The sequence below is a fragment of the Streptosporangium sp. NPDC051023 genome, assembly GCF_040689595.1.
Lineage (GTDB): Bacteria > Actinomycetota > Actinomycetes > Streptosporangiales > Streptosporangiaceae > Streptosporangium.
Map to the genome: position 1 here is coordinate 1 of NZ_JBFBCE010000114.1, position 22,132 is coordinate 22,132.

General features: G+C 71.5%; 12 protein-coding genes. 5 read left to right on the forward strand and 7 right to left on the reverse strand.

The annotated features are described in order from the left end of the window. Positions 1–92: 92 nt before the first annotated feature. From AB0395_RS42800 to AB0395_RS42815, 4 genes are all read right to left on the reverse strand, one after another. Positions 93–251, reverse strand: coding sequence for a hypothetical protein (locus AB0395_RS42800; RefSeq protein ID WP_366292376.1), 159 nt, complete (start codon positions 249–251; stop codon positions 93–95). Continuing rightward, positions 248–6,463, reverse strand: a complete 6,216-nt coding sequence (locus AB0395_RS42805) for an RHS repeat-associated core domain-containing protein (RefSeq protein ID WP_366292379.1) — start codon at positions 6,461–6,463, stop codon at positions 248–250. The genes AB0395_RS42800 and AB0395_RS42805 overlap by 4 nt, the downstream gene beginning before the upstream one ends. Positions 6,464–6,477: 14 nt before the next feature. Next, on the reverse strand, positions 6,478–9,720 hold the full coding sequence (locus AB0395_RS42810; RefSeq protein ID WP_366292382.1) for a DNRLRE domain-containing protein: 3,243 nt from the start codon (positions 9,718–9,720) through the stop codon (positions 6,478–6,480). A gap of 142 nt (positions 9,721–9,862) precedes the next feature. Further along, positions 9,863–12,178 (reverse strand): helix-turn-helix transcriptional regulator, encoded by a 2,316-nt coding sequence (locus AB0395_RS42815; protein WP_366292385.1) that lies wholly within the window; start codon positions 12,176–12,178, stop codon positions 9,863–9,865. 100 nt (positions 12,179–12,278) lie between these two features. On the opposite strand from AB0395_RS42815, the gene AB0395_RS42820 reads away from it, so the two are divergent. The 4 genes from AB0395_RS42820 to AB0395_RS42835 all read left to right on the forward strand — a co-directional run bounded on the left by AB0395_RS42820 (position 12,279) and on the right by AB0395_RS42835 (position 17,503). Further along, the gene (locus AB0395_RS42820; RefSeq protein ID WP_366292388.1) at positions 12,279–14,516 is read left to right on the forward strand and encodes a LuxR C-terminal-related transcriptional regulator; all 2,238 of its coding nucleotides are present in this window, start codon (positions 12,279–12,281) and stop codon (positions 14,514–14,516) included. A 94-nt stretch (positions 14,517–14,610) separates the two neighbouring features. After that, a complete protein-coding gene (locus AB0395_RS42825; RefSeq protein WP_366292391.1) occupies positions 14,611–15,213 on the forward strand; it encodes a TetR/AcrR family transcriptional regulator in 603 nt (200 codons plus the stop codon). Next, a complete protein-coding gene (locus AB0395_RS42830) occupies positions 15,213–16,370 on the forward strand; it encodes a serine hydrolase domain-containing protein (protein ID WP_366292394.1) in 1,158 nt (385 codons plus the stop codon). Before AB0395_RS42825 ends, AB0395_RS42830 begins: the two co-directional genes overlap by 1 nt. A 287-nt stretch (positions 16,371–16,657) precedes the next feature. Beyond that, positions 16,658–17,503 (forward strand): pentapeptide repeat-containing protein, encoded by an 846-nt coding sequence (locus AB0395_RS42835; protein WP_366292397.1) that lies wholly within the window; start codon positions 16,658–16,660, stop codon positions 17,501–17,503. 40 nt (positions 17,504–17,543) lie between these two features. On the opposite strand, the gene AB0395_RS42840 is transcribed toward AB0395_RS42835, so the two are convergent. Continuing rightward, positions 17,544–18,452, reverse strand: a complete 909-nt coding sequence (locus AB0395_RS42840; RefSeq protein ID WP_366292400.1) for a tetratricopeptide repeat protein — start codon at positions 18,450–18,452, stop codon at positions 17,544–17,546. Beyond that, positions 18,340–18,912, reverse strand: a complete 573-nt coding sequence (locus AB0395_RS42845; RefSeq protein ID WP_366292403.1) for an AfsR/SARP family transcriptional regulator — start codon at positions 18,910–18,912, stop codon at positions 18,340–18,342. Before AB0395_RS42845 ends, AB0395_RS42840 begins: the two co-directional genes overlap by 113 nt. On the opposite strand from AB0395_RS42845, the gene AB0395_RS42850 reads away from it, so the two are divergent. After that, a complete protein-coding gene (locus AB0395_RS42850) occupies positions 18,907–19,386 on the forward strand; it encodes a LysR substrate-binding domain-containing protein (protein ID WP_366292418.1) in 480 nt (159 codons plus the stop codon). The genes AB0395_RS42845 and AB0395_RS42850 overlap by 6 nt on opposite strands. A 46-nt stretch (positions 19,387–19,432) precedes the next feature. On the opposite strand, the gene helR is transcribed toward AB0395_RS42850, so the two are convergent. Further along, positions 19,433–21,583, reverse strand: coding sequence for an RNA polymerase recycling motor ATPase HelR (gene helR / locus AB0395_RS42855; protein ID WP_366292406.1), 2,151 nt, complete (start codon positions 21,581–21,583; stop codon positions 19,433–19,435). Positions 21,584–22,132: the final 549 nt, after the last annotated feature.

Consider the following 22,132-nt stretch of genomic DNA (forward strand, 5'->3'; position numbering starts at 1 on the left):
ATGTGGACGTCGAGCGGATGAGACAGATCGAGCCTCGGACACAGCAAGCAGATTTGGGCCCTTCCGGGCAGACTCCGGGAGGGCGGGGGTGGTCAGCCGAGGAAGAACCCGCCGACCATGGTGATCACTATGACCGCGTAGACCGAAACCTCCTCCGGCAGCAGGAGGAGCGCGAGCAGGTCGAGCAGGGCCAGTGCCCCGAGGATTGCCCAGGTTCTGGGCCTGCGCAGGATCGCCGTCAACCGGTTCATGGCTTGTGGAACTTGAACCAGTTGGTGAACGACCAAGTCGCCTTGGGCTGGGTGACCATGTTCCTTGCTCCTCTCAACACTTCGGTGCCCATGGGAAGTTTCACACCCGCCTGGGCCTTGGCGAGTTCCTGGCCGGCCTTCAGATAGCGGCCCGCGGTGCCGAGTGCCGCTCCGGTGAGCCCGGCGAAGGCGAGACCCGTCAGGTTGAACCGGCTGGAGCCGGCGTTCTGCACAGAGTAGGACGCCATGCCGACCGCCGCGCCCGCCACGATGCCGCACACCAGCGTCACTCCGCACGCGCCCACCGCCACGGCGCCGATGACGCCGACGCCGATCGCCGCGGCCGTCCTGCCCCAGCGGTCCCACCAGCTCTGCTTCTTCTTCTTTTTCGCCTGCTCCAGCTCCTGCTGCGCCTTCCTGAGCTTGGCCTGCTCCTCGGCGAGCGCGTCACTGAGCCGCTTGTTCTCGGCCATCAGCTCCGTGAGGCGCTTGGACGCGGCCGGGTCGGTGAACTGCAGTATGCACGACTGGCTCGTGCACTGGCCGGGGTTCGTGGTGGTGGTGCTGCCACCGCCGCTGTACCCGGTTCCGCCGCTGCTCTGCCCCGTACCGTTGCCCGACCCGACGGTGGTCCTGCTGCCGCTCCTGGAGGCGGCGACGTCGGTGCTCCTGCCGGAAAGCAGCGGTGTCGACCCGGTGGCGGGGGGCGCCGTCGGCAGGGGGGTGCCGTCGGGCCTTATGCCGTCCCTGCGGCATTCGTCGTCGAAGCAGACCCGCAGCCCGCTGGGGTCGGACCAGGCGACGGGGTTGTTGCTCGCGTAGGCGTAGCCGTTGATCTGCTGGGGGTCGGACAGGTCCATCACCGGGTCGGCGGAGACGAACCGGCCCGTGGCCACGTCGTACTCGCGCGCCCCGAGATGGGTCAGGCCGGTCGAGTCGTCGGCGATGCCGCCGACGAAGCCCCGCTGGCCGGGCCAGGAGGCGGGAACGGTTCCCCTGGCGCCGCCGTAGGGGGTGGTCGACCTGCGGGTGTAGGCGAGCGTGGTGGCGTTGACGACCAGTTCCTCGGTGTCGTGGTGGTCGCCGAGCAGGTAGTTGACCTTGCCGTCGCCGGTCCTGACCACGGTGGCCTGCGGGCCCTCGTAGTAGCGGGTGCCGGTCACCTTGCCGCCGCCGAGGGTCAGCTCCTGCCCGTCGAGGTAGAGGGTGACGGAGCCGGGGTCACGGCGGATGATCCGGTTACCGTCGGCGTCGTAGACGAAGGCGCTCACCCTGCCCGCGACGGTCGAGGAGGCCAGGTCGCCCTCGGCGTTCCAGGTCATCGCCTGGTCGCCCAGCGCGGTGACGCGGCGTTTGGTGTTGCCGGTCGCGTCGTACTCGAAGGTGTCGGTACGGCCTCCGGCGGTGTCGACCTTGAGCAGGGTGTGCGGCTGCGGCCCGCCCGCGGCCGGGTAGGTGTAGGTGCGGGTCACATCCCCGGTGGTGGCGTGCTGGACCTCCTTGGTGCGGTTGCCCACGACGTCGAAGGTGAAGGTCTGCCAGTAGGGGGCGGGCCCGCCGACGGTCGCGGCCGACGGCGCCGCAGCGCAGTCGTCGGTCGCGGTCCACGCCTCGGTGAGACGCCGCCGGTGGTCGTAGGCGTAGCACTGGGTGTCGACGCTGGTCTTGTCGTCGCGGTCGTCGCGGACGCTGGTGACGTCCCCCACGGCGTTGTAGGCGAAGACGGTGTTGTCGATGGTCTGCGGGCCCGTCCTCTCCCGGTCGTTGAACACCTGGCCCAGGCGCCGGGTGGCGTCCTCGTAGACCATGGTGTGCACGACGCGGGTGCCGACGTCGCCGAGCACGGTCTGCAGGACCTCCTCGTAGGGGGAGTACTGCGTGCCGCTGACGTAGAGCCGGGAGCCGTTGTCCAGCGAGGCGGTCTTGCCGAACCTGGTGTAGGTGGGCCTGACGGTCTCCGCGGGCAGCCCGCCCGCGGCCTGGTAGGAGGTGGAGGCGACCAGGCCCGTGTTGGGCTTGTAGGTCGTGCCGATGGTGTAGGTGCCCGCCAGGAGCCCCTCCGCCTGCGGGATCGTCACCGTGGATCCGGTGGTGCGGCCCGCGCCGTCGTAGCCCTTGACCGCGTTGACGTAGGCGTTGCCGTTGTCGTAGCGGGTCGAGGAGGCGAGCAGGCCCTTGCCGCCGGGCAGGGTGTCGTAGGCCCATTCGGCGAGCTTGCCGCCGCCCTGGCTGACCGACGTCTTGCGGCCGAGCTCGTCGTAGGCGTAGGCGAGCGTGACCCCTCTGGCGTCGGTGGTGCCGGTGCGGTGGCCTGCCGCGTCGTAGGTCCAGCGGGTGGTGCCGATGTCGGGGTCGGCCAGGGTGGTCCTGCGGCCGCGCAGGTCGTAGGAGTAGGTCCAGGTGTTGCCCGCGGGGTCGACGACCTTCTGCAGCTGTCCCTTCTGGTCGTAGCCGTAGGCGGTGGCGTCGTACTTGGTCGCGGTGAACGCGGGGTTGCGGTCGGGGTACTGGCGCAGCTCGGTCGTCCTGCCCCTGACGTCGGTGAGGGTGAGTGTGGCGGCGGCGCCCTCCGGCGGGACGACGGCCGTGTAGTTGCCGCCGTAGGAGGTGGTGCCTCGCCACTTCTCGACGTTCAAGGACTTGAAGATCTCCGCCGTCTCCCTGTCCTGGCCGTCGAACTCGGTGACGGTCTGCGAGGGAACCTGGTTGTCGGGGACCCCGAACAGTTCCGCGCCGGGAGCCTGCGCGTTCCAGTAGGCGGCGTTGGCCTTCCAGGTCCTGCCGTGGGAGTCCAGGAAGGAGTCGCTGATCAGGCGCCCGCCGCCGTGGGCCTCCTGCTGGGTCTGCCGCTCACGCAGCAGGCCGTCGTAGAGGGTGATCGACGTCCGGTAGGAGCCGTCGTCGAGCAGGCTTCTGTGGGTCACCGCCGTGGGGGCGGTGGCGGAGATCGCGTAGGTGTAGGTGAGGTCGGCGGCCGAGTTCTTGGCGTGTCCCGGCAGCCACACCGCGGTCAGCCTGCCGACCGCGTCGTAGTCGGTGAAGGCGGTGCGCCCGTTGGCGTCGGTGGCCGACAGGGTGAGCCCGCGGATCCCGTCGAGCACGGCCGTGGTGGTGAATCCCTTGGGGTCGGTGATGGTCGTCCCCGTCGGAATGCCGGTGGCCGGACTGTAGGCGGTCGTGGTGGTGTGGCCTAGTTCGTCGGTCGCGCTGGTCGCCCGCCCGTAGGCGTCGAAGCCCGCGGTGGTGGCCGCGTAGACGGCGCTCGCCCCGTCGAAGTGGTCGAGCGTCTCGGTCCTGGTGACGTTGCCCTGCCCCGGCTTGGGCGCCGCGCCCAGGGCCTGGCCGTCGTAGAAGGTGCGGGTCTCGGAGAGCGTCGCGCCGGGGGCGGCGCAGGTCCCGGCCGTGGTCTTGACGGCCGAGGGATAGGAGACCAGCCAGTTGGCGGTGTCCCTGGCGGTGTAGGCGGTGGTGACGCAGTTCTCGTCTCCGGAGACGGCGGTGTCGCCCTGGTCTTCCGAGGAGAGCACCTGGCCGAGGTCGCCGTGGGTGTAGCCGGCGCGGGTGCGCCGCCAGGCCGTGCCGGTCGCGGTGGTGATCAGGGTACGGCTCCGCTTGACCGACGTGCCGATCTGCCTGGCGGTCAGCGCGGGCCGGTCCTTGACGGCCCTGGTGGCGGTAACCGGCGACAGCCACGGCTCGGTGACCGAGGCCGAGGCGAGCGCGCCGGTCTCCCCCGTGTAGGTGAGGGTCTCCAGCGTCGCCCCGGCCAGCGCGGGGTCGTCGCTGACCTGGTTGCCCTCGGAGTCGGGGACGGTTGCGCCCAGGCCGCGCAGGTAGACGGTGTCGGTCTGGCTGCGCGCCGTGGCGCCGACCTTGGTCCTGACGGTCTGGTACCCGCGGAACTGGCTGTAGGTGCGGTGCTTGTCGAGGACGAACTCGCTGTCGTCCTTCACCCAGGCGGCGCCGCCCAGGTACTCGTAGGAGGTGACCACGGACTCCGAACCGGAGCCGGCGACCTTGTCGTCCTCGACGACCTGGGTCACGACGTACTTGTGGAACCAGTCCTTGACCGGCTCGGTGTACCCTTCCGGCGTCCACCACGACGGGTGGCAGCGCTTGGTGTTGGACGCGGGATCCGGTGTCGCGCCGTAGACGCATTCCTTGGCCGAGTAGGTGACGAGGGCGTCGGCGCCGGTGTCGGAGCCGATCCGGGTGATGCGGTACTTGTTCAGCGGCGGCCTGCCCTCGTCGGCGTCGACCCGGTTCTCCATGAGCGTGCCGGAGAAGGTCGTCGCGGGCAGGGTGACGGAGTCACCGGTCCCCGACGCGGTGCGGGCGATCCTCGACAGCCAGAGCCCGGCGGCGGTGTTGTCGCCCGTGCCCGGGAAGTCCTGTGTCAGCGCCCAGGAGTCGACGACCTTGCCGCCGACCTGGGTGGTGATGGAGGTCAGCCGCTTGCGTGTCCAGAACGTCGGCGAGATGGTCGTGCACCGCGCGCCCTGCGCGCAGTTCTGGTCGACGGGGACGTCCGGCCAGTTGGCGGCGTGCTGGGCGTCGAAGGTGTCGCAGCCGGACAGGCAGCGCTCGCTGACGCCGAAGGACACCTTGGCCGGGGCGGTGGCGTAGACGTCGGAGGAGCGCAGGCCGTACTCGATGCGGTTGAGGTGACCCGCGCGGACGTAGTCGGTGTTGGCGGTGGCCGAGCCGCCCCTGGCGTAGGAGTTGGTCTGTCTGTCGTAGTAGTAGGCCATCGCGTTGCCGTGCGGGTCGACCACGTAGTCGAGCTGCCAGCGCCAGGGCTGCACGCAGGAGGAGTCGGCGTAGGCCGCGGCGTGGCAGGGCTCTGCCGGATGGTTGCCGTAGACGGGCACGGTGTAGGCGGAGCCGGTCTCCGGCCTGCCCGCGCTCCACCCGGGCAGGCGGTTCTTGCCGAACCAGTACTGCGTGCCGTCGGGCTTGGTGATGCGCCAGTACTCGTTGTCGGCGTCGCCGTTGGCGGTGTCGGCCGGGGTTCCGTTGAGGTGCTCGACGCGTGAGCCGTCGTCGGCGGCGAGCCGCCAGGTGCCCGAGGCGTCGTCACGGACCAGCGCGGTCGCGGTCCCGTTCAGCGACAGCGTGGCGTTGTCCGACTTCCAGCACAGGTCGCCGGTCTTGGTGGTGTTGTTCGCGCCGTTGCCCTGGTCGTCGGCGCAGCCCTGGTAGCTGCGTTCGATGTAGCCGGGCTCGTACTCCCAGCCCTCCCCCAGCCAGGACGGCTGGTTGTTGGTCGAGGCGACGCGGCCGTCGACGCCGGAGGAGGAGTAGTTCAGCTCGACGGGCGGGGCGAGCTCTCCGGGGACCTGCGGCACCTCGATGCCGTAGGTGTAGCCGAAGCCGCCGGAGTTTCCGCCGCCCGACCAGGTGCCGGAGGGCGCGAGCGAGGTGGCCGTGTAGGCGCCGTTGGCGCCTTTCGGCCCGGCGACCGCGGCGAGCACCGCGACGCCGGAGGCCGCGACGTCGGCGGTGAGCGTGGCGGCCGAGGTGTCGTTGGCCGTTGTCAGCGGAGTCCTGGTACGGCACTGCGGCAGGCCGGGGCTGGTCAGGGCGCACTCGGGCAGCGTGACCAGCGACATGCGTGAGGCCCAGTCGCCGCCGAAGGCGCCCCTGACGGCCGCGTAGCCGACCTTGACCGACAGTGTGCCCGGTTTGTCCGGTCGGATGGTGAGCAGCAGGCCGTCCACGCCCGCCTTCACCGCGTCCTGCCGTGAGGCGAGGTCGATCCTGGCGGTTCCCGGCCCTTCGGCGAGGGCTCCGGCGGGCGCCGCCACGCCCACTGGGCCCGCCGGGCCCGCTGTCGGGGTCACGGCCACGCTCACCGGCACGTCACCGGCTTTGACGGCCCTCCAGTCCGGTTCGGCCCCGTCCTTTTTGGCCCCGTCCTTGGCGTTCTGCTGCGCCTGTGCCCCTTCCCGCGTCGCGGCCCGGGCTGCGCGCAGGTCGGCCTCGGCGGTCGCGGCCGCGGGCCAGGTGAAGGCGGGGGGCGCCTTCCATGCCTTGAGCTGGGAGTCCGCCGGGGGTGCCGGGGCGTCCTTGGCGACCTTCGTACCGAGGACGGAGTGTTCCTTCTGCACGGGACGGATCTTGAATGCCGGTCGCTGGGCCTGCGCGGGTGACGGGTGCAGCATGCCCGCCGCCAGCGCGGCCACCACGACCGCTACTGTCCTGCGTTTCATCGCGTGAGCTCCCATCAGAAGATCCCGGTGACCCAGGTGGCCCAGCCGGATCCGCCGACGTTGACGGCCGGGCCTCTGCCGGTCGGCGTGCCGGAGTGGAGGTAGAGGCCGTCGGGGACGCCGCCGGTGTTCGCGGCGACCCAGAAGTCGGGTCCTTCCGCGCCGGCGACCGGCTGGTAGGTGCGGACCCCGTCGACGGTGACGACCTTGCCCTGCATGTCGCCGGGCGCGCTGATCCACGGGTATCCGGAGGCGGGCCACGGCTCGGATCCGTAGGCGCGGGGCGGGCCGAGCACGTACTCGTCGGCGCCGGTCAGGGAGCCTGGCAGGACGGTGACCGCACCGCCGGCACGTTCGCGCAGCACGACGTCCGCGGCGTTCTGCGCGTCGGGAGCCGCCTCATCGACCACGTCGCCGGGCACGAGCACGTCGTAGCCGTTCAGGCTGATGGTCGCCGGACCACCGGAGCCGGGCGCGGCGGGCACGTCGATGACGGCCGGGGCGGCCAGTTCGCCGTTGGCGGCCGTGGCCAGCGGGCCGGCGACGGTGCCGGTGTAGAGGTTGAGTTTGCCGTTCTCGACGACCATCAGGTCGGCGCCCGGTTTGCCGTCGATGTTGCCCGGCGCGATCAGTTGCGTCACCGCCGACCAGTCGCCGCCGCCGGGGTGCTTGAGCTCTCTGCGCCTGCTGTAGTTGAGCCAGCCGGTGCCCTCGTTGGGGTAGAGCGAGAGCTTGCCCCCGGCCGAGCGGATGAAGATGTCCTCGTAGCCGTCCTTGCCCATGCCGTCCTCCTGGCCGACGAAGTCGCCCCGGTGGGCCACCAGGGCGCCGCCGAAGCCGGAGGAGCCGACGTCTTCGCCACCGTTGGTGGTGCCGTCGCCCCGGCCCCTGTACAGCCGCAGGGTCTGGCTGTTGGTGGTGGCGAGGATGTCGGGCAGGCCGTCTCCGGTGAGGTCGCCGTCGCGGTCGCCCGAAACGGTGCCGTCCGGTTCGGCCACGAAGACCGGCGGCGCGGTGACGATCATCGTGGTGTTGGTGGAGGCCTGCGAGGGGCTGCCGTCGTAGGGGGAGATGTTGCCGGCGACGTCGATCGCCGCGACGTGCAACCGGTTGTTGGGCCAGCGGTGCGGGTAGATCTCGATCACGGCCGAGCCGTCGGCCCCGGCTTTGACCCAGTTTCCGTCGGCGCACTTGCCGCCACCGACGGAGATGGGGTAGTTGAGCTTGTAGCAGAAGCCGTCGAGGTGGGCGTCGCTGGAGGTGAGCTTGACCTTCCTGGTCGAGCGTGCGGGCATGTCCGCGATGTCGATGCGGTGCCCGTCGGCGGAGGTGACGACCGGTTTGGTGGGGGCGACCTTGTCCACGACGAATCCGCAGTAGGGGGTGTGCGCAGGCGTGGTGTCGACGCCGTCGCTCGCGGTGGCCGACCAGTTGTAGCCGACGCCGTCGGACAACGCGTCGGCGGGGACGCGGTGGGCGGCGGTGCCGCCGTTGCCGACCCAGTAGTCGCCCTCGGAGATCCCGGCGCCGGGCCGCCACAGGCCGAAGTGCATCAGCAGGTTGCTGCCGTCGGGGTCGTAGGCGCCCGCGGTCAGGGTGACGTCGGTGTTGCCCACCACCGGCCAGGTGGCGGGGTTGTCGTCGCAGCGGATCGGCTGGTCGGAGCCGTTGTTGTTCCACGGCCCCTGGTAGGCGGTCTTGCCGGTCACCCAGGGGGAGCGGTTGTAGGTGATCTGCAGGACGGGGTTGGTGCCGTCCACCTTGAACTTCTTCCAGCCGTACGCCGAGCTCTCGTCGGAGGCCTTCAGGCCGAAGGTGATGTTGCCCTGGCCGTTGTTGGCCGCCTGCTGGACGGCGTCGGCCACCGCCCAGTCCGCGAAATCCTCACCGGCGGAGCCGCAGGAGCCCCAGCCGTGGGCGAAGGACTTGGTCTGCAGGGTACGGAGCCAGCCGGGCTGGTTGTTCCAGGTGACCCAGTTGCCGATGCCTCCCGTCCAGCCGAGGTCGACGCCGCGCGCCGAGCAGCTCCAGGAGGAGACGTTGAACACGTTGAGGGTGGCCGACAGGATTCTGGCGCCCTGCAGGCCGTTGATGTTCATCTCGAAGTAGGCGCGGGCGGTCAGCCCGGTGTCGGTCTCGTGGCCGACTCTGGCGACCGGCGGGTTCTCGCTGCCGACCCGGTTGCCGCCGTCGTAGTAGACGGTGTTGGCGACGCCGGAGGAGCTGGCCTTCTTCACGGCGTTCGCCCAGTGGTTCTTGTAGCCGCCGCTGAAGATCGGGTCGATGGTGACCGGGTAGACCGTCGCCGGGTCCTCAAGCAGCGCCCTGTCCGGGACGATCTCCAGGGTGCCGCCGCCGACGTTGGCCTTCATCGGCGCGTTGTGCGAGGCGGCGGCCTCGTGCTGTCCCGCGGCGTCGGCGTCCTGGGCGACCAGCCCCTTGGCGGCGGCTGGGGCGGGCGGGGAGTCCCACATGCGGGGCACGGGCGCGGTGAAGACCGGCTTTCCCGCGGTGTCGGTCGCGCTGATCCCGCCCTCGGGGGTGGCGGCGACGGTGAGCCCGGTGCTGGCCAGGCCGAAGCGCAGGGTGCGCAGGCGGGGGTCGGCCGCCGCCTGGCGCGTCTTGACGATCAGGTGGTGCACGAAGCTGTCGGCATCGGCGATGATCTTCAGGTCGACGCCGGGCAGCACTTCGGGGTAGGTCGCGGTGTCGCCTTCGAGGGCCGGTTTCGGCAGTGCTCCCGGCCAGGTCAGCGACAGTTTCCTGCCGTCCTTGTCCAGGGTGGCCAGCGGTCCCTCGCCGCCTCCTGAGAACGTCATCCGGAAGGTGGAGACACCGGGCGAGACCGTGCCGTCGGCATTGCGCCGCAGTGTGTCGTCGACCGGTTTCCACGCGCCGCCGACCTTGGCCCGCACGGGCCTGAGGTACTCGCGCGAGGTCAGGCTTCCTGAAGGGTTGGCGAACACCTCTGCGGTCTCGGTGCGCAGCTGGGTGATCTCCACCTGCTTCCCGGACTTCTTGGCCGCCTTCAGGGCGGCCGTCTCCTCCGGAGGGGCGGAGACGGCTGCCGGGCTCGGGGTGCCGCTCGGCACGGAACTCGGGGTGGGGCTCGGGGTGGCACCGAGGACAGCACTCGGTTCGGCACTCGGCTTGGCGGGGGGCGGATCAGCGTGCGCGGTTACGGGGGCGATCCCGCCTCCGATCAGCAGGGCCGAAACGGCCAGCCCCACCACCCCGCCACGACGCGCAAAACCCATCACAGGACTCCGATCTCAGACTCCCGGGACTGCGGAACCCGGGCATGATCAGTCCAGGAATCTAGATCGGCGGCGGGGTTCGGCGAATCAGTCACCGTGCAGTCACCGCGGCCCGGTACCGCGCCTCGGCATGAGTCTTCGGTCAGGGCTGATTAGGTAGGTCGAGCCTGGCCAGTTCGCCCCGCGCCGAAACGCCGAGCTTCTTGAAGGCGCGGTAGAGGTGGAAGTCGACCGTGCGCGGGCTGAGTCCCAGCGACCTGGCGATGGCCGGGTTGGCCGCCCCCGTCGCGGCCAGCCGTACGATGCGCAGTTCCTGGGCGGTGAGAGCGGCCTCGGCCCGGGACGTCCCGGCGGCCGGGTGCCCGCAGGCGGCGAGCTCGGCCCGCGCCCGATGTGCCCAGGGCCGCGCGCCCAGCCGCTCGAACCCCTCGAGCGCGACGGCCAGCCGGGCCCTGGCCTCGCCCCTGCGCCGTGCCCTGCGCAGCCGCTCCCCCCACACCAGTGACGTCCTGAACCTCACGAACGCGTCCGTGCCCTCCGCCCAGCGGTCGTCGCCGTCGCCGTCGCCGGGAAGGGCGCCGGTCAGCGCGAGGCAGAGCCGTACCGTGCCGTCCGCCCACGGTGCGCGGACCTGCTCGGCGGCCTCCCGCACCCGCAACAGGACGGACTCGGCCCTGGCGCGGTCACCACAGCGCACCGCGGCCTCCACGTGGTCGGCTCCGGCGAGCAGGGCGGCGATCCCTCTGGGCGGCGGCTCCTGGACGATCTTCTTCCAGTCTCCCGCCACGGCGTGCCGCGCGGCCCTGGCCCAGCCCTCGAGCGCGTGCGCCTCCCGCACCTCATGTGGCCTGGCGGCGGTGGCCGGTGGAATACCGGGCGCGCGGGACCCTGTGGTCACGGCTGCCAGCCACTGTCGTACGGCGACGAGCCCGCCGAACCGCCTCCCGCCGGAGGACAGGGCGGCCCAGCGCAGGCCCTCGTCCGCGCGGGCGATCGCCTCGGCGTACCGGCCCGCCCCGATCAGGCAGGCGGCGGCCACCTCCGCTACCTGTGGCAGCCTGTCGTAGAGCTGCCGCCGCGCGCACTCGGCGAGCAGCGCCTCGGTCTCGGCGACCGGCCACTCGCCCGTCAGAAGGCGCAGCCGTGCCCCGTCCAGGCGGGCGGCGAGCCGTTCCGTCTCCGGCCACGGGACGTGCGGCGCGCCGAGCCCGGCCGCCCTGGCGTGCTGCCCCGAGGCTCTGGCGGCCGCCGCGGCCAGGGCGAGACGGGCCGTGCGGTCCCGCGGGTGGGGGGTCAGCTCGGCCGCCCGCTGCAGGGCGTCCGCGGCCTCCGCGGCGCCGGAGCGTTCGGCGAGCCCGGCCAGCGCGGCGGCCGCCCGTTCGCTGGCGCCCAGGGCCGCCGCCGCCCGGTGCCACACGGCCTGCGGGTGCGCGGTCTCGGCCAGGAACCGGTGGACGGCGGCGCGCATCGTCACCGGGGCGGAGGCGTAGGCGGCGATCCGCGCCCGCGCGTGGGTGAAGGAGACCGTCGTCTCCTCGACGACGACCAGCCCGGCCCGCTCGGCTTCGGCGAGGTCGGCGGACGTGGCGCCCAGCAGGGCCGCGACGGGAAGGAACTCGGTCAGGTCGGCCGTGCCGAGCACGGCGAGCATGGCGAGCAGCCTGCGGGTGATCACGGCGACCGGCGGCGCGACGGCCGCCACCCGCTCCAGCGGCGACCAGGGCGAGACCAGCCGCCCGTTCCCGGCGGCGACGGCCTCGGACAACGCGGCCAGCGCGGCCGGATTGCCGTCACCGGCGGCCACCAGGAGCGCCCTGGTCGACGGCGGCAGCCACCCGGCACGGGCGTCGACCACCCGCCCGGCAGCGGCCTCGCTCAGCCTGCGCAGGCGCATCTGGGGAACGCCCGCGTAGTCGCGGGCCGTGTCGCTGACCGCGGCGAAACCGGTCACGGCGCCGACGGCGGACCCGGCCGTGCTCTGGGCCGTGCTCTGGGCCGTGCTCTGGGCCGTGGTTTCCACGGTGTCCGTCACGCTGTCCGTCACGGTATCTGCCACGGCCATGACGAGCCCGACCCCCGCGGCGCGGCCTGCGGCGAAAACCAGCGCGTCGGCCGTCGGGCCGTCGAGCCAGTGCGCGTCGTCGATCACCACCATCAGTCCCGTTCCGGCCGCGCGCGCGGCCAGCACGCGCGTCAGCTCGAGCCCGGCGCAGAGGGGATCGGGGTCCCCTGCGGCACCGACGAATCTGTGCAGGGCGGCGAACCCGATCCCGGACTCGGGCCGGAGCCCGTTGCCCGAAATCACCGCCGTCGCGTGCCCGGCGGCGTGTGCCAGCACGCTGGACAGGCCGATGCCGGGCTCCCCGCGCAGCACCAGCGCCCCGCCCCCGCCGCCGCGCGCCTGCCCGGCCAGAGCCGCGATCGCGGACAGTTCCCGCCCCCGCTCGAAAATCTTCACGGAAACCAGTCAACCCGGATCCAGCCCATTGAGTCGACCTTTAATACCCCCGTCACTGCCCGTTCAGTGACAGATCGACGCCCGAGGCTAGCGTCGAAGAGTGCTCCACGGGCGAACACCTGAGCTGCTGGCCGTCGACGGGTTGCTGGCCGAGGCGTCATCCGGCAGCGGAGGCGTGCTGGTCGTCACGGGTGAGCTGGGGATCGGCAGATCGACCCTGCTCGACGAGGCCGCCGCCAGGGCGCGGAAGCGAGGGATGCGGGTCCTGCGCGCCGGGGCCGTCGCCCGCGAACGCGGCCTGCCGTACGCGGGCGTCCTGCGCCTGTTCCCCGCCGCGCTCGAAACGCCCAGGCCGCGGACCGGCGAGCTGACGACGGGCCTGCGGCTGCTGGCCATGCTCGGCGAGGCCGCGGCGGACCAGCCCCTGGCATGCCTGGTGGACGACGTCCAGTGGCTCGACGAGCCGACGGCCGAGGTCCTGCAGTTCGCCGCCAGGCGTCTGGCGGGCATCTCGGTGGCCCTCCTGCTGGCGGCCCGCGACCCCCTGCAGCCCTACGACCTGGCCACGCTGCGGCTCGGCCCGCTGTCACAGGAGGACTCGGCCGCACTGCTCGCCGAGCGAGGCCACGACCTGCCCGCCCACACCCGGCGGCGGATCACCGAGGCCTCGGCGGGCAACCCGCTGGCGCTGACGGAGTTCGCCCAGACGGCGGGCCGCCCGGCGCAGACGTTGTCGCTCACCGTCTCCCACGCCACCGCCGCCAGGGTCCTCGCCACCCTGCCCCCCCTGCCCGCCGCGACGACGACCATGCTGCTGCTGTGCGCGGTCGGCGGCACCGCCGAGCCGGGAACGCTTGCGGCGGCGGCACTCGCGCTCGGCGCGGGATTCAGCGACCTGTGTCACGCGGAGATGGCGGGGCTGGTGCGGATCGAATCCTCGGGGGTGCGGTTCACCCATCCGCTGCTGGGGCCCGCGCTGCTCAGGACGGCGCCGATCACCGACCGGCTCGCGGCTCACCGGGCGCTGGCGGCCGTGCTCGATCCCTCGCGCGGCGCGCTGCACCGGGCGGCGTCGGCGACCGGCCGCGAACCCGGCACCGCCGACCTGCTGGAGCGGGTCGCGGCCGCTCTTCCCGGGCCCGCGCAGGCGGCCGCCGTGCTCCAGGAGTCGGCCAGGCTGACGCCCGTCCCCGGGCCACGTGCCCGCCGCCTGTCGGCCGCGGCCTCAGGGGCGGCTGACCTGGGGCTGGCCGCGCACGCCAGGAACCTGGCCGCCCGCGCCACGGCCCTGGCCCCCGACGCCGGGGTACGCCTCGAACTGGCCAGGGTCGAGGCCAGGCTGGCCGACCGGCACCCGACCGGCCCGGTCGAGGGCCTGCTGCTGGCCGGTGACGACCGGGCGGCGCTGACCCTGGCCTCGGCGCGGGTACGGCAGGCCAGGGACACAGGCCTGTTCGGCCTGCTCCCCCGGGCGCTCGGCGGCCAGGCCGAGGCGCTGCTGCACCTGGGCGAGCACGACGCCGCGCGAGAGGCGGCACGGGAGGGCCTGGAGCACGCACTCGACGGCGGCCAGGACCGGACCGCGGGCCGACTGCGCGGCATGCTCGCCTGGCTGGACGCGGTCAGCGGCACCGAGCCGCCCCGCGACGCCGTGGAAGCCGGCTCCTCGTTCGGCAGATGGGCGCTGGGGCTGTTCCACCTGGGCTGGGGCAGGAACGGCCTGGCGCTGGAGGCCCTGCTCGGCGGGCCGCTGCACCCCAGGTCGGTACCCGACCTGGTCGAGGCGGCGGCAGGGGCCGGTGAGGCGGCGGCCTGCCTGGGCCCGCTGGCCCGTTTCGAGGAATGGGCGGCCGGGACGGGCCGGCCGGAGCAGGCCGGTCTGGCACTGCGCTGCCGGGCGTTGCTCGACGGCTCCTCGGCCGAGCGGCTGCTGCCCGCGGCGGCGGCTCTGCTGCGGGCCGTGCCGTACGAGCAGGCGCGCACCGTCATGCTCCACGGCGAGCTGCTGCGCAGGGCCAGACAGCGAGGCAGCGCCAAGAGGACCCTGGAGTCCGCGCACACGATCTTCACCCGGCTGGGCGCCCGGCCATGGGCCGAGCGGGCGCTGGCCGAGCTCCGCGCCGCGGCGAGCACGCCGGGCAACGCCCTGTGCCGCCGCCTCACCGCGCAGGAGGAACGCGTCGTACGACTGGCCGCCACCGGCCACGGCAACAAGGAGATAGCGGGGCGCCTGGGCATCAGCCCAAGAACGGTGGGCAACCACCTCTACAAGGCGTTCTCCAAGCTGGGCGTTTCCTCACGGGGTGACCTGGCGGCCTTCTACGAGGCGGGTGTCTAGCGAGACCGCGGGCCGTACCCTCCCGGCCCTGACGTGACCGGCCCGCGCGGCGCCCGACTAGCCAGACGTCGAACCGATCGGTACTATCTCCTTCGTGCCAGTACCTAAGGGAACCTCTCTGGATCCTGCGCGCACCCGCGACGCCATCCTCGCGGCGGCGACCGAGATCTTTTACCGGCGCGGGCTCGACGGGGTCGGCGTCGCGGAGCTGTGCGGCGTGGTCGGGGCGTCGAAGGAGACGCTCTACCGCCACTTCGGATCCAAGGACGGCCTCATCGGCGCGGTCCTGGACGAACGAAGCGACCGGATCACGCGCTGGCTGGCCGGCACGGTCGACACAGCGGGCCCGGACCCCGGCGACCAGCTCGACGCCGTGTTCGACACCCTCGGCGGCTGGTACGCGGAACCGGGCTTCCGCGGCTGCGCGATCGTCAACGCGGCGGCCCAGCGGCACGACAGCCCCGCCCTCGAGGTGGCGGTCCGCCACCTCGGCCGCTACCTGGAGCTGCTGACCGGCATCGCCGAACGCGCGGGCGCCGCCCAGCCGGCCCTGCTCGGCCGTCAGCTGCTGATCCTGCTCGAAGGCGCCACCGTCGTCGCCGACCACCACGACCCCGGCGCCACCGCAGCCGAGGATGCCAAGCGGGCCGCGCGTGCGCTACTGGCGCAGGCCACCCGGAAAGCGAGTGTCACCTGATGGACGTCAACGGCTTCACGGCCCCCGGCTTCGACGCGGTCGCCGAGGCGTTCGCCCGCAACTTCACGGAGTTCGGCGAGGTGGGCGCGGCGTTCGCGGCCTACCGCGACGGCGAGCTCGTGGCCGACCTGTGGGGTGGTCACGCCGACCCGCAGACCGGCAGGCCCTGGCGGGAGGACACCCTGCAACTGGTGTTCTCCGGCACCAAGGGGCTGGTCGCCGCGTGCGTGCTCCTGCTGGCCGAGCGCGGACTGCTCGACCTCGACGCGCCGGCCGCCCGCTACTGGCCCGAGTTCGCCGCGGCGGGCAAGGGCGCCATCACGGTCTCCGAGATCATGTCGCACCAGGCCAGGCTGCCCGGGATCCGCGAGCCGATCGGCACCGAGCAGATACTGGACCCGGGCCTCATGGCCAAGCTGCTCGCCGCCCAGGAGCCGCTGGCCGACCCGCGCGCCGCCTTCACCTACCACGCCCTGACCTACGGGTGGCTCGCCGGCGAGCTGGTACGCCGCGTCGACGGGCGAAGCGTCGGCGCCTTCTTCGCCGACGAGTTCGCCCGGCCGCTGGGACTCGAGGTCTGGATCGGGCTGCCCGGCGAACTGCACCATCGGGTCTCCACGATGAGCGCGGGCCCGGGCTTCCTGGCCGACCCCGATGAGCCGCCCACCGGCGACCCGCTGCGCGACCTGGCACGCAACCCGCTGACGATCACCGGCTCCCCCGCCCTGTGGAACAGCGCCGCCTTCCGCGGCACCGAGATGCCCGGGGTGAACGCCCACGGCACCGCCCGGTCGATCGCCCGCTTCTACGCCTGCCTGGCACGCGGCGGCGAGCTGGACGGGGTGCGCGTGCTGAAGGAGTCGACGCTCGAGCGCGGCCGCAGGCAGCTTCGGTACGGCGTCGAGCCGTTGTGGGGCAGCCCGATCGCCTACGCGACCGGTTTCGAGCTGCAGACCGAGCTGGAAATCTTCGGCCCCGCGCCGGACGCCTTCGGCCACGCGGGCGCGGGAGGCTCCCGGCACGCGGCCTGGCCCACGGAACGGATCGGTTTCTCCTACGCGATGAACCAGGCCCACGCCGTCTATCCGGACCCGCGCCCGCTCGCACTGCTGAACGCCCTGTACACCGCGGCCCACGCGGCCGGGCCCCGCAACTGACACACGCGCCTCCCGCCCCCCTCGGAGGGGGTGGGAGGCGCCCCCGTCGGGCGAGCACGGCCGGCCCGTCCTCCCCGGACAACACCGCACCACGCCGAGGAGTGACCACGAAAGGCCGTGGAAGACGCCGCCTGGCGCCGTACGGCACGCCCGCCGCCGCGGCGGCGCCATCGGTGAGGTCGGCTAAGGTGCGTGAAGGAGCATTCGGAGAAAACGCGCTCCGCATACCTTTCACCCTGGCTCCGGTCACGACCGGCCCGACGGCTTCGCATGGGAGACCCGGCACGTTGTCCGACAACCACGCACACGCACAGCCCGCCTCCGGAGCGGACCGCGGCGACCTGCGCGCCGACTGCGCGAACTGCTTCGCCCTGTGCTGCGTCGTGCCGGCTTTCTCGGCCTCCACGGACTTCCCCATCGACAAGAACGCCGGGCAGGCGTGCCCCAACCTCCAGCCGGATTTCCGCTGCGGCATCCACGCGCACCTCAGGCAGCGGGGTTTTCGGGGCTGCACCGTCTACGACTGCTTCGGCGCCGGGCAGAAAGTCTCCCAGGTGACCTTCGGCGGGAACGACTGGCGGAGCGCCCCGCGAACCGCCAGGCAGATGTTCGAGGTTTTCCCGGTCATGCGGGACCTCCACGAGCTGCTGTGGTACCTGACCGAGGCGCTCGCGCTGCCACAGTCACGCCCGATCAGCGGCGAACTGGGCCGCACGCTCGAGGAGATCGATCTCCTCACCCGGGAGAACCCCGGCGTTCTCGCGAAAACGGACGTGGCGGCCCTGCGGCGGGACGTCAACGTCCTGCTGTTGCGGGCGAGCGAGCTCGCCCGGGCCGGGATCCGGAACAAGCGGAAGGACCGCAGAGGCGCCGACCTCATCGGGGCCAAGCTCAAGGGCGCCGACCTCAGGGGCGCCAACCTCAGGGGGGCGTACCTCATCGGAGCCGACCTCAGGCAGGCCGACCTGACCATGGCCGATCTCACCGGGGCCGATCTGCGGGGCGCCGATCTGCGGGGCACCGACCTCGCCGAGAGCATCTTCCTGATCCAGTCCCAACTGGACGCGGCCAAGGGCGACGCCGGAACCAAGCTTCCGCCCGCCCTCACCCGCCCGGCGCACTGGTCCGCCTGAGCGCCGAGACCGGCGGCAGGATCAGCGCCCGCACGCGGCCTTATACGCGCAGCCTTGTCAGCCGGTCGGTGGCCTCGCGGGGTGTTATGCCGGCGCCCCGTTGGTAGGCGGTGTCGTAGTCAGTACGGCCGAGCCGTTCCGCGAGCACCTCCGCAAGGGAGCACAGTTCGGTATCGCCGTGGTCGTCGGTGGCGAGCCCGAGCCGGGTGGAGACCTCGTCCTGCGAACCGAGGTCAGTGACGATCGCGATGCTGTGCTCGTAGGCGGTGATCGCCTGGTCGTGGTCACCGGCGATGGCGTGGATCTGCGCCAGGCCGTACAGCGTCTTCGCCGTCCACCACCGATCACCCACCTCCTCGAACGCGTACAGCGCCACTGCCATCGCGGTCGCGGAGTTTTCCCGATCGCCCCGTTCGCAATACCGCATGGCTTCGATCATGAAGGTGCAGGCGATCGCCCAGCGGTCCGACTGGTCGGCGCTCATCGTCCGCAGTCGCGCCGCGGCCAGCTCCAGGGCCAGCGGCAGTCCATCCAACCGGCGCACGATGTCCACGACCGAGGCCGCGGTCAGCGCGTCCAGCGTGAAACCGGGCTGTACGGCTGCCGCGCGATCGAGGAACAGCCGCACCGCGGCCGACTCACCGGCCCGAGCGGAATCCGCGTGCGCCGGCGGCAGGTCGAGCGGGCCCAGACGACACAGCGTCTCGCCCATGACTTCCAGCGGTTCCCTGCTCGTGGCCAGGATGGTCAAGTACGGCTGGCGCTCCAGCAACTGCCCGGCGAACTCAGCGACGGGTCCGGAGATCTGTTCGCAGTTGTCAAGCACCAGCACACCTTCACCACCGGCGAGCAGATTGACCACCCGCTCCAGCGGTGTACCGGACAGCCGGACATCGGCAACGCTGAGCGTGCCCAGCACCGCCTCGGGCAGCCCGTCCGCCGTGGTCACCCCGGCCAGAGGGACGAGCCAGACCCGGCCACGCCGATGGGCCCGCTGCCGGCTCACCGCCTCCACGGCCAGCCGGGTCTTCCCCACTCCTCCGGGACCCGGATTTGCGCAGTTCCTCGGACGGGTCAACGCCCAGTTCCTCGGCGAGCGTGCCGCGGACCTGTTCGAACACGGCCAGCGCTTCGGACTGGCGGCCTGCCGCGTGCAAGGTTCGCATGCGCAATCCGGCCAGCCGTTCGCGCAACGGGTGGCAGGCAGCCACCGCCGCCATATCGGCCAGGATCTCGTCGTGGCGGCCCAGTCGCAGCCCCGCCTCGAACCGGTCTTCAATGGCCGCGGCGCGCAGCTCCTCCAGCCGCGCGCCGGCCGTACCGGCGAAGGGGGCATCGCGCACGTCGGCCAGCGCGTCTCCCCGCCACAGCGCCAGCGCCTCGTCCAGCAGCGAGTCCGCTCGCTGCATCGAGGAACTGCTGAGGGTTGCGACGGGCGCGCGGACGTGGCGATCGCGGCCTGCTTCAACGGCCACGGTCTCGACACCGAGCTGCTGACAATCGAACCGCGCGTCGCCGCGCTCACCCCAGACCACGAGCTAGCCGGGCGCGATGTCCTCAGCACCACCGACCTGGTCAATGAACCGGCTCCCCGGTGGAGTGACCCGACGGTTGTCAACAGCGACTACTGGCTGGGAAACCCGGGCAGGCCCGCCGACGGCCCGGTCGTGCGGGACAGCGCACAGCTGCTGGAGGTGGTCGCCCTTGGCCAGGCCGTGGCGTTGGTGCCCTCCTCACTGGCCGTGAGAAACGTCCGGCCGGACGTGACGTACCGCCCAGTGCCCGACGCGGCGCCGTACCAAACCCTGGCTCTCTGGCCGGCGGGCAGCCGATCACCGTGGATCACCCGGTTCGTCCGGACAGCGCTCGAGTGCTCCAGCTGACGGCTGCGAACACTCGGGCGGCGGACGCCCCTCCGTCCGGCCAACGTCAGGAGCTCGTGAGAATGACGAGTTGCTGAGTCGCCCGAGTCATGGCGACATAGCGGTCCACCGCTCCTTCAATACCCTCACCGAACGTCTCCGGGTCGATGAGAACGACCAGGTCGAACTCAAGCCCCTTCGACAGCTCCGGGGTCAGCGACCGGACCCTGGACGTCGCCGGGAATGCGGGATCACCGATGACACAGGCGATCCCATCGGCATGCGCGGCGAGCCAGGTGTCGAGGATCGAGCTCAGATCCGAAACGGATGCGTGTACAACGGGGACGCCACCGCTACGGATGGAGGTCGGCACATTGGCATCCGGGAGCACAGCCCGAATAACCGGCTCGGCTTCCGCCATGATTTCTTCCGGCGTCCGGTAGTTGATGCTCAGAGAAGCCAGGTTGATCCGGTCGAGCCCGATCCGCTCGAGCCGTTCCTGCCACGACTCCGTGAACCCGTGCCTGGCCTGGGCACGATCCCCGACAATGGTGAAGCTCCGGGACGGGCATCGCAGCAGCAGCATCTGCCACTCTGCGTCGGTCAGTTCCTGAGCCTCATCCACGACGACGTGCGCGAACGGGCCAGCGAGCCGGTCCGGTTCGGTGCCGGGCGACGCGGTCTCGTCGACCAAGGCATCCCGTATGTCCTGGCCGCGAAGCATCGTCACCGCACCTTCACCATCGTCATCGGCCTCGAGCAGATTGTCGACGACCTGCGCCATGCGCTCGCGTTGAGCGGCGACAGAAGCGTCATGCCGACGCTTACGTCGCGACGCCTCCGGGTCGCCGAGCCGCTGCCGAGCCGCGTCCAGGAGCGGCAGGTCGGACACCGTCCAGGCCTGAGCGTCCCCGCGCTGCAGCCTCCGAATGTCGTCAGAGCTGAGCCAGGGAGCACACAACCGCAGATAGGCGGGCACCGACCACAGATCTCCGACCAAGTCAGCCGCCTCGAGCAGCGGCCACGCCCGGTTGAATGTCGTGAGCAACTCCCTGTTCCGCAGCAGCGACTTGCGGAGCAGGTCAGCCGAGACGTCATCATCGTCGTGCTTGTCCACCAGAATCGTGAGCAGCTCCTCCCAGATCTGATCGCGCGCCTCGTTGTGCGGAGTACCGGGTTCCGGCGCCTCGAACGCCTCGGCCCAATCGTCGGCGCTCAGCCAGATCTCGGACCAGTGGGTCGTGACCGTCATCCCCTTGGTAGGCGGGTTCTCATAGAACCTGACGGCCTTCTCGATCGCCTTCACCAGGTTCGCGGACGACTTCAGGAGAGCCACGTTCGGGTCGGCCTCGATCGCCGCCGCGGCTCCCTCGACGACGAGGTCCCGCAGGGTGCAGGTCTGCACGCCCTCCTCTCCGAGGCTGGGCAGGACATCGGCGACGTAGGCCAGATAGGGCTGGTGCGGACCGACAAACAGCACGCCGCCCCGACGGTGACCGAGACGAGGATCGGAGTAGAGAAGGTAGGCGGAGCGGTGCAGAGCGACAACGGTCTTCCCCGTACCCGGACCACCATCGACGACGAGAGCTCCACGAGACCCCGCGCGAATGATGGCGTCCTGGTCAGCCTGGATGGTGCCCAGCACGTCTCGCATCCGTGCTGACCGGTTACCACCCAAGCTGGCGATGAAGGCGGACTGATCGTCGAGCGCGGCATGCCCGACAAACCCATCCGAGGTGAACACCTCGTCCCAGTAGTCGCTGATCCGGCCGCGAGTCCAGCGATACCTGCGGCGGCTTGCCAACCCCATCGGGTTGGCGTGAGTGGCTCCGAAGAACGGCTCAGCCGCTGGGGAACGCCAGTCGAGCAACAACCGACGACCCGCGCTGTCCGTAAGGCCAAGTCGTCCGACGTACACGGGCTCGGGATTGTCCGCGCTGACCATGTGTCCGAGACACAGGTCCAAACCGAAGCGACGCAGTGCGCGCAAGCGAGCGGTCAGCCGGTGAATCTCCATGTCCCGGTCCATCGCCTGCCGGCCTATGCCGCCGGGCGCCTTGAGCTCGGCATCGAGGCGATCAGACAGCTCGGCGATCGACTGCTCGAGGCTCTCCGCAATGGCCGCGAAGTGCTGCTCATCGCCGGCGATCAGCGCCGGATCACCCTTGGGAGAAAGATGGTCGGGAAGGTCAAACGCGCTGGCAGTCAAGGGGTTCACGTCATTAGCTCCGATCTGAGGTCGCTTGCACCACTGCGCGCAACAAGGCGCCTGGACCGGCGTGACGAACCTGGCGACCATGACGAGCAACGCCCTGCCTGACATGGACCCCCACACCGAGTTCCCGCAACCGCACCGCGAGTCCCACCACCGGTTCGACGTCCACACACGCCCCATACGCCGACAACAACACACGCACTTCGCGACTCTCATTTCCACAGGTTCTGGCCTCGGCCGACGATTCTGCGGCACGACCCGGGTCTTGCCGCAAGCCCCCCGGTACGCTATACGTTGAGAACGGAAAGGAGTGGGTGCTCCCCTTTCCCTTCATCGTCCGCCATGGACGGACATTCCTCACGAAGCGGCAGCACGGCGACCCAGCGTCTCGCCCGTCCCCGTCAGCTTCGTCCAGCCTGGTCACCGTCGGCACAACTTTCCCGATCTGGGCGCCCGCGCAGGTCCTGCCCGGCACAGGGATCGCGATGGTGTACCCGACCCTGCTCGCTGCCGGCGGTGACATCGTGCTTTGTTTTTGGGGAACGGTCTTTA

Coding starts and splice junctions, on each gene's coding strand:
- AB0395_RS42800 (WP_366292376.1), bottom strand. CDS start 251: ATGAACCGGTTGACGGCGATCCTGCGCAGGCCCAGAACCTGGGCAATC.
- AB0395_RS42805 (WP_366292379.1), bottom strand. CDS start 6,463: ATGAAACGCAGGACAGTAGCGGTCGTGGTGGCCGCGCTGGCGGCGGGC.
- AB0395_RS42810 (WP_366292382.1), bottom strand. CDS start 9,720: ATGGGTTTTGCGCGTCGTGGCGGGGTGGTGGGGCTGGCCGTTTCGGCC.
- AB0395_RS42830 (WP_366292394.1), top strand. CDS start 15,213: ATGGACGTCAACGGCTTCACGGCCCCCGGCTTCGACGCGGTCGCCGAG.
- AB0395_RS42845 (WP_366292403.1), bottom strand. CDS start 18,912: ATGCAGCGAGCGGACTCGCTGCTGGACGAGGCGCTGGCGCTGTGGCGG.